This is a genomic window from Photobacterium sp. DNB22_13_2 (genome assembly GCF_052873915.1).
The window spans coordinates 1-258 of record NZ_JBNNXU010000185.1 but is presented as its reverse complement, the minus strand read 5'-3'; the positions used below and the strand labels follow the sequence as shown (position 1 = coordinate 258).

Here is a 258-nt window from a genome sequence, read left to right as displayed (position 1 = left end):
GCGTTGCGTGTCGTGCTGGCGCTGCAGCTTGTCCAACTCGGACGACAGGCGCTTGGCACGTTCGTCTAGCATCCGGCGGTCCAGTTCGAGCTGGCGCTCACCGGGGCCGCCACGCAGGCCAACACCGCCCTTCTGACGCTCCAAGTGGCTCCACGCCCGTACCAGACGTGCCGCCTGGTAGCGCACGCGCGCGAGCTCCACCTGCACTTTGCCGACGTGGCTCTGCGCACGCTGGCTGAAGATGTCGAGGATGAGGCC

The 258-nt window shown here is 67.8% G+C and carries 1 pseudogene; it reads right to left on the bottom strand.

Annotated features, from left to right (window positions below):
- Window positions 1–258 (bottom strand): annotated as a pseudogene (locus tag ACVA58_RS28295) (ribosome rescue GTPase HflX); the annotation flags it as partial.